The sequence below is a fragment of the Candidatus Proelusimicrobium excrementi genome, from assembly GCF_937881865.1.
In the GTDB taxonomy this organism is placed as follows: domain Bacteria; phylum Elusimicrobiota; class Elusimicrobia; order Elusimicrobiales; family Elusimicrobiaceae; genus Proelusimicrobium; species Proelusimicrobium excrementi.
Window position 1 is genome coordinate 1 of sequence record NZ_CALGEO010000160.1, and the last position, 7,154, is coordinate 7,154.

Below are 7,154 nucleotides of genomic sequence, written 5' to 3' on the forward strand. Positions count from 1 at the left end.
CCTAGAACGATGGCGGCTTTGCCGCCGCGGTATTTAAGCGAAGAAAAAATTAAAATCCGCCCAAAAGCGGCAAAGTGCTAGCCGCGAACACGCAATATTACGCGAGTAAAAAAAGATGAGGACGAAACTTAAACCAATTAAAAAGCCCCCGGCTCGCCGGGGGCTAAAACCATTAACCTTTATAAGACTCCCTCGCCTTATAATGATTGTGCAGCAGCTTATGGGCTTTATCGCCCAAAGGCTCGCCAAGGTATTCCTTGTAAATCTTCTGCACCGCCGGATTGGCGTGTGAACAGCGGATTTGCATGGAAGAGTCCTCGTCATAAAGCCCTTTGGCGCGCGCTTTTCTTAGCTCATTCGTAACGCCGTAAGGCTGGCCGCCGCCGGCTACGCAGCCGCCTTCGCAGGCCATAACCTCTATAAAGTGATACGGAGGTTCTTTGCCTTCGGCTTTGGCTTGCTTGATTTTGGCGAGAACGTCGCCCACATTCGCCAAGCCGTGCGCTATGGCTACTTTTACTTTAGTGCCGTCGACGTCGATTTCGGCTTCCTTAATACCTTTAAGGCCGCGGACTTCTTTAAAATCTATATTGGCCGCTTCCCTGCCGGTAATAAGATAGTGAGCCGTCCTCAAAGCGGCTTCCATAACGCCGCCCGTCGCGCCGAATATCGTGCCCGCGCCGCTGTAATCGGCCAAAATGTCGTCGCCTTTGCGTTCTTCAATTTCCTTAAAGTTCACGCCGGATTGTTTTAACATTCTGGCAAGTTCGCGCGTCGTAATTGAAACGTCGATATCCTGATAACCGGAAGAGAACATATCGTCGCTTCTGGTAATCTCATACTTTTTGGCCGTACAAGGCATAATTGAAACCATAAAAATATCTTTAGGGTCTATATTATGCTTTTGGGCGTAATAAGTTTTGGACAAAGCGCCCATCATTTCCTGCGGGGATTTCGCGCTGGAGAAGTTCTCAATAATATCGCCGTGATATTTCTCCATATAGTCGACCCACGCCGGGCAGCAGCTGGTTATCAGCGGCAAAGTTCCGCCGTGAGTAAGACGGTGTTTAAATTCGGAAGCTTCTTCCATAATGGTAACGTCTGCGGCGGTGTTGGTGTCAAATACGGCTTTAAAACCAAGCTCGTAAAGGGCCGCGTTTAATTTGCCGGTAAGATTTGAACCGACGGGGAAACCGAAAGCCTCCCCTATCGCGACGCGTACGGCGGGAGCTATTTGGACTACGCAATATTTCTTTTCGTCCATAAGCGCGTTCCATACTTTTTGGGTATCGTCGTGTTCAACAATCGCGCCGACGGGGCAATGAGCGGAGCACTGCCCGCATTTTACGCAGGGAGATTGCTGCAAATCAATTTCGCCCGCCGGGGAAAGTTCCGTTTTTATGCCGCGTTTTAAGAAGGCCAAAGCCCATACGTTCTGCACTTTCTGGCAGACCTGTACGCAGCGTCCGCACAAAACGCATTTGCTGGTGTCTATCGTTATAGTGCCGGTTGAATCGTCTTTTTTATGCGGCTGGCGGTGAACTATACTGGGGAAAGCGTCTTCCCTTATGCCGAACTCGGCGCAAAGCCTTTGAAGCTCGCAGTCCTGGTTCCTGGCGCAAACCAAGCAGTCCTTGGGGTGATTGGACATAATAAGTTCCAATACGGTGCGCCTGATGTTTACAAGCTCGGCGTCATGGGTGGTTATTTCCATGCCTTCCGTAATTTCGGTGGTGCAGGCGCGCGGCATTTTGGGCATGCCTTTTACCTTTACTATGCAAAGGCCGCAGCCGCCGCTTGCTTCCAAATCCTCATGCTTGCAGAGCGTAGGGATTTTTACTTTGGCCTGTTTGGCCGCTTCCAAAATTGATGTTCCTTCTTTAACCTCTACCGGTTTGCCGTTAATTTTAGCTTTAATCATATTTATTATCCTTTCTTAACCGCGTTGAATTTGCATACGTTGAAGCACTGACCGCATTTTATGCACTTCTTGGGGTCAATGGCGTGTTTGCTTCTGGGTTCGCCGCTGATTGCGCCGACGGGGCACGCGCGTTTGCACGCTCCGCAGCCGATACAGCCGGAACCTATCGTATAAGAAACAAGCTGTGTACACTTGCCGGTAGGACAGCGTTTATCCTTGATATGCGCTTCATATTCGTTCCTGAAGAACTTAATGGTTGAAAGAACCGGGTTCGGAGCCGTCTGCCCCAAAGCGCAGAGAGAAGCTTTCTGCATGGCTTTGGAGATTTGCTCAAGTTTGTCCAAGTCGCTTTCTTTTGCGGTGCCGTTGGTTATTTTGTTTAAAATGCTGAGCAGCTGATAACCCCCGATTCTGCACGGCGCGCATTTGCCGCATGATTCATCCACGCAGAATTCCAGATAGAATTTTGCGATATCAACCATACAGTCCGTTTCGTCCATGACGATTAAACCGCCCGAGCCCATAATGGAACCGATTTCCTGCAAGGATTCGTAGGTAATGGGCATATCAAAATGTTTAGGATCGATAACGCCGCCGGAGGGACCGCCGGTTTGTATGGCTTTGACTTCGTCGCCTTTCAAAGGACCGCCGCCGATATCATAAACGACTTCCCTTATCGTAATACCCATAGGCACTTCGATAAGGCCGGTGTTTTTGGCTTTGCCGGTCATAGCGAAAACTTTGGTTCCCGTTGATTTGCCAGAGCCCATGGAGGAATACCACTTTCCGCCCTTGGTCATGATATAAGGCACATTGGCCAAAGTTTCGACGTTATTAATCGCCGTCGGTTTGCCCCATAAACCTTTAGTCGCCGGGAAAGGCGGTTTGGGGCGAGGCGTACCGCGGTTGCCTTCGATGGAAGCTATCAAAGCGGTTTCTTCGCCGCAGACGAAAGCGCCCGCGCCGTAGCGGATTTCCAAATCATAATCAAAACCGGAACCTAAAATGTTCTTGCCCAAAAGCCCTGTTTTATAACAGGCGTCAATGGCTTTTTGTACGCGTTCAATGGCCAAAGGATATTCGGCGCGGATATAAAATAAACCTCTGCTCGCGCCTATCGCGAAACCAGCTATTATCATGCCTTCAACCACGGAATGGGGATTGCCTTCCAAAAGGGATCTGTCCATATATGCGCCGGGGTCGCCCTCGTCGCCGTTGCAGATCATAAATTTTTGGTCGCTTTGGGGTTTTCTGGTTAAATCCCATTTAAGCCAAACGGGGAAACCACCGCCTCCGCGTCCTCTTAAGCCGCTTTCCTTCATTTCGGCTATTACGGCTTCGGGGCCCTTTTCAAGAGCGGTTTTTAAGCCAAAGTATCCGCCGTGGCCGATATACTCGTTAATGTCTTCCGGGTTGATTTTACCGCAGTCGGCCAAAAGTATGCGGTGCTGTTTTTTATAGAACGGAATATCTTTTAAAGTCTTACAATGTTCGCCGTCTACCGGGTTTACGTATAACAGCCTTTCCACGACTTCGCCTTTAAGCACGGTTCTTTCCACAATTTCTTCGACGTCTTCGGGCTTTACTTTTGTGTAGAAGATTTCCCCCACGCTTACCAAAGGCCCCTGGGCGCAAAAGCCCTGGCAGCCGCTTTTGGAAATATAGGTGCTCTTTTCACGGCAGGAATCGGTTATTTCCACGCAGTAATCAAGGCCGCGTTTTTTGTACTCTTCCTGAAAAGCTTTATAAACTTCCATGGAACCGCCGGCTATGCAGCCGGTACCGCCGCAGACTACTATTCTGTTGTCTATTTTGGAATATTGTTTTTTAAATTTTTCGTTGATATCGTTGACGAGATTATTCATGTGCGGCCTCCGGGTTTTCCGCCGAAGCGAGAATGCCTTTTATCTGGGACGGCTTTACCTGACCGAAAATTTTGCCGTTGATTGAAATTACAGGCGAAAGCCCGCAGCAGCCTATACATCTAAGCCCGGCCACGGAATATTTGCCGTCCGGGGAGCTTTCCCCCTCTTTAACGCCCGTGCATTTTTCAATTTCTTTAAGAAGTTCCGGCGCGCCTTTCAGGTAGCAAGCCGTACCCGTGCAGACCGCAATCTGGCACTTGGCCGGAGGATTAAGTTTAAAGAAATGATAAAAAGTAAGGACTTCATATATCTTTGCCAGCGGTATTCCCGTCTGTTTGGATATTTCCATAGCGGTTTCGCGCGGCACATAGCCCAGCTTATCCTGTACTGAATGCAGCATCATTACGAGGCTGCCCTCAACATCCTTCCACTTATTTATTATCGCGCTTAATTCAGCGGCGGCGGTTGTTTGTTGCGCCATTTTGTAAGTCTCCTCAGTTCAATTTAATTGTAAGACAAATTACATCTCTTCCTTCTGCGATATTACCACCGGTATGGGTATTTCGCCCAAAGCGGTGTTAAAGTACATCGTTCCTTTGATTTTGTATTTTACCGATACGCTGTTAGTAGTTACCAGCCCGATAAGATTCTTTCCTACTTTTACAAAAGGGATATTAAGCGCGGCCTTGGCCATTTCCGTCGAGGAGGGAGCTATTTCATACGCGCCGAAAGATATATTGCTGACTTCGTTGTCGCCTATATAAAGCACTCCCGAAAAACGGTTTAATTTGGCTTCCTGCGTTTTGCTGGTGTTGGTTATCGCCACTTTTACGTCCAAATTGATCTCCGTAAGCGAAAAATCGCTGACTTCCGCCGACGCTATTTCGTAACGGCAGTTTACGGCCTGCTGCATGGATTGAACGGCGCTACACGCGGTAAAGACAAACAGCGCGCTTAGAAGCATTAAAAGTTTTTTCATTGGATAACTCCTGAATATAATTCTATAATGTAAATAGAGGAATATAAGTTTATATTATAATAAAACATATAAAAACGCAAATCTTACCGAGGTGAATTATGGAAAATTTCAAAGAACGCATACTGGAAGTTTTTACCAAATACATACAAGTAGAATCCGGCAGCGATGAAAATTCCCAATCTTCCCCCTCCACCAAAGGGCAGCTTGAATTGGCAAAAATCCTTAAAGAAGATTTACAGAAATTGGGCCTTAAAGACGTCAGCCTGAGCGAATACGGCTATCTTACGGCGGCTTTGCCCTCCAACATTGAGCGCAAAGTCCCGGTAATAGGCTTTTTGGCGCATATGGACACTTACCCCGGCGGCACGGCGGGGCGCACCGTAAAACCGATAGTGCACAAAAATTACCAAGGCGGGGATATAACCGTAAGCAAAGAACATAATGTAATTATTTCCCCTAAAACTTCCCCAGCTTTAAACAAATGCATAGGCCATGACATAGTAACCGCCTCCGGCGATACTCTTTTGGGCGCGGACGACAAAGCCGGCATAACCATAATCATGGTAATGCTGGAACATTTAATCGCCAACCCGCAAATAAAACACGGCGAAATTAAAATAGCTTTCACACCGGACGAGGAAATCGCCCGCGGCACAAAACATTTTGACGTAAAAGCTTTCGGGGCGGACTTCGCCTATACCTTAGACGGAGAATGCGGCGACGGCATCACGTTTGAAAACTTCAACGCCGCGGCCATAACAATCAAAGTAAAAGGGGTGCAGGCTCATCCGGGCAACGCCAAAGACATCATGCAGAACCCCGTCAGAATTATAGCGGATATCTGCGCTTCCTGGCCGGAAAACAAACTGCCGGAAACTACCTGCGGCAGAGAGGGTTTTATCTGCTTTATAGGCGCAAACGCGGATTTTGAGAAAGGCGTACTTAAGGCCATGGCAAGGGATTTTGACGAGAATCTTCTGCAAAGCCATTTGGCCTTGCTTGAAGCGATTGTAAAAGAAAAACGCTTAAAATATCCCGGCAGCGTGATAGATTTTGAAGTTTCCTATCCCTATAAAAATATGAAGCCCATGATTGACAAGCACCCGCAGATATTAAAACTGGCCAAAGAAGCTTTTGAAGAATGCGGCCTTAACGCCGAAAGCCAGCCGATACGCGGCGGCACGGACGGAGCAAATCTTTCCTATATGGGCCTGCCTACGCCTAATATCGACGCCGGTTACGGCACGCCCCACGGCCCTTTTGAATGGACCAGCTTGGACATGATGGATAAGATTACCCGCGCCATAGCCAAAATCGCGGAAAACAACGCAAAATAATCTTTTGTTTTACGTTAATTGGAAACTCATTTAAAAATCCCCGTTTACGCGGGGATTTTTATTTTATCTTTCGAAAGTTTTATTAATCTTCGGGGTCGGGATATTCGTGGATTATGGGCTTTATTCGCCCGTAGTTGGCGGTGTCTTCGTCTTCCTTATTGAAGCGGCGAAGAGCTTCCCTCCTGTCCAAATGCCCGAACGCGCTGGTTTCTTCAAAGGCATCGTCATCACCCGGGTTTATCGTTATTTCTTTAGCGTCCTTAAAAAGCGCCGCCAAATCGTCCTGTTCTTCTTCAACCGTCTTTTTACGTTCGGGTTCGGGCGGATTTTCAGCCATAAGATTATAAGCCTTAAGCGCCTTATAGCTTAAAGTCAAAATAAGCAAAAACATATTGAAACCGAACAAAACCGCGTATGAAGCGAAACAAGCAAAAGCCGTCAAACTTACGGCCGTCCTTAACCCGAAAGGCCCAAGCCCCGCCAGCATAACCGCCGTTTTTATGTTTGAAGGCATATCCGCACCCAAAGAAAGGTTAAGCCTTTTCAGAAAAGAAAAAGCCTCCCAGTTAAACCAAAGCGTAAATGCGGTTAAAACGGCAATCGCGGCAAAAACCAAAAAAACCGTTACAACCCCCGAAATCAAAAACAGCAAAGCGCATTTAAGCCAATGCGTTTTTACCAAATGACAGCTTGCGCGGAAAGATTCAAAAACGGTTTTATCTTCCAATATAATTTTCCACGGATGAAAAATTATATAAGGAAAGAAACAAACATATACGGCGGAAATAAGAAGAAAATACCAGTCTTTAAAATTTCCCCGCAGATATGCGCCGGGCGAAAATAAAAAATACGTCGCCGCGCCTATTAATAAAGCGGAAGCGGAAAGAGCTATTATCCTTTTTAAAGCAACGACTATCGCGCCCAAAACGTCCTGCCGGGCCCCGTTTACGCCGTCATACATAACTTTTACGGCGCTGCAAGCCAAAATATAATTTACGGCAACGCAAAATACGGCGGCGGCGGAAGACACGCAAAGAAACAGCTGCGGTCCC

At 47.5% G+C, this 7,154-nt stretch carries 6 protein-coding genes; 1 reads left to right on the forward strand and 5 read right to left on the reverse strand.

What is annotated here, in order from left to right:
- Window positions 1–172: 172 nt before the first annotated feature.
- The 4 genes from ACQY26_RS07160 to ACQY26_RS07175 are packed head-to-tail and all read right to left on the reverse strand — an operon-like array spanning window position 173 to window position 4,765.
- The gene (locus ACQY26_RS07160; RefSeq protein WP_428048481.1) at window positions 173–1,921 is read right to left on the reverse strand and encodes an NADH-dependent [FeFe] hydrogenase, group A6; all 1,749 of its coding nucleotides are present in this window, start codon (window positions 1,919–1,921) and stop codon (window positions 173–175) included.
- 5 nt (window positions 1,922–1,926) lie between these two features.
- The gene (gene nuoF, locus ACQY26_RS07165) at window positions 1,927–3,786 is read right to left on the reverse strand and encodes an NADH-quinone oxidoreductase subunit NuoF (RefSeq protein ID WP_428048483.1); all 1,860 of its coding nucleotides are present in this window, start codon (window positions 3,784–3,786) and stop codon (window positions 1,927–1,929) included.
- A complete protein-coding gene (locus tag ACQY26_RS07170; RefSeq protein ID WP_428048485.1) occupies window positions 3,779–4,267 on the reverse strand; it encodes an NAD(P)H-dependent oxidoreductase subunit E in 489 nt (162 codons plus the stop codon). The genes nuoF and ACQY26_RS07170 overlap by 8 nt, the downstream gene beginning before the upstream one ends.
- A gap of 39 nt (window positions 4,268–4,306) precedes the next feature.
- Complete coding sequence (locus ACQY26_RS07175) at window positions 4,307–4,765, reverse strand: hypothetical protein (protein WP_428048487.1); 459 nt, start codon at window positions 4,763–4,765, stop codon at window positions 4,307–4,309.
- Window positions 4,766–4,863: 98 nt separating this feature from the next.
- Between ACQY26_RS07175 and pepT the strand changes: the two genes are divergently transcribed.
- Window positions 4,864–6,102 carry a peptidase T gene (gene pepT / locus ACQY26_RS07180; RefSeq protein ID WP_428048489.1) on the forward strand — a complete coding sequence of 413 codons (1,239 nt, stop codon included), beginning with the start codon at window positions 4,864–4,866 and terminating at the stop codon, window positions 6,100–6,102.
- Between the two features lie 82 nt (window positions 6,103–6,184).
- On the opposite strand, the gene ACQY26_RS07185 is transcribed toward pepT, so the two are convergent.
- The coding region (locus ACQY26_RS07185) for a hypothetical protein (RefSeq protein ID WP_428048491.1) at window positions 6,185–7,154 on the reverse strand (970 nt) is incomplete at its 5' end.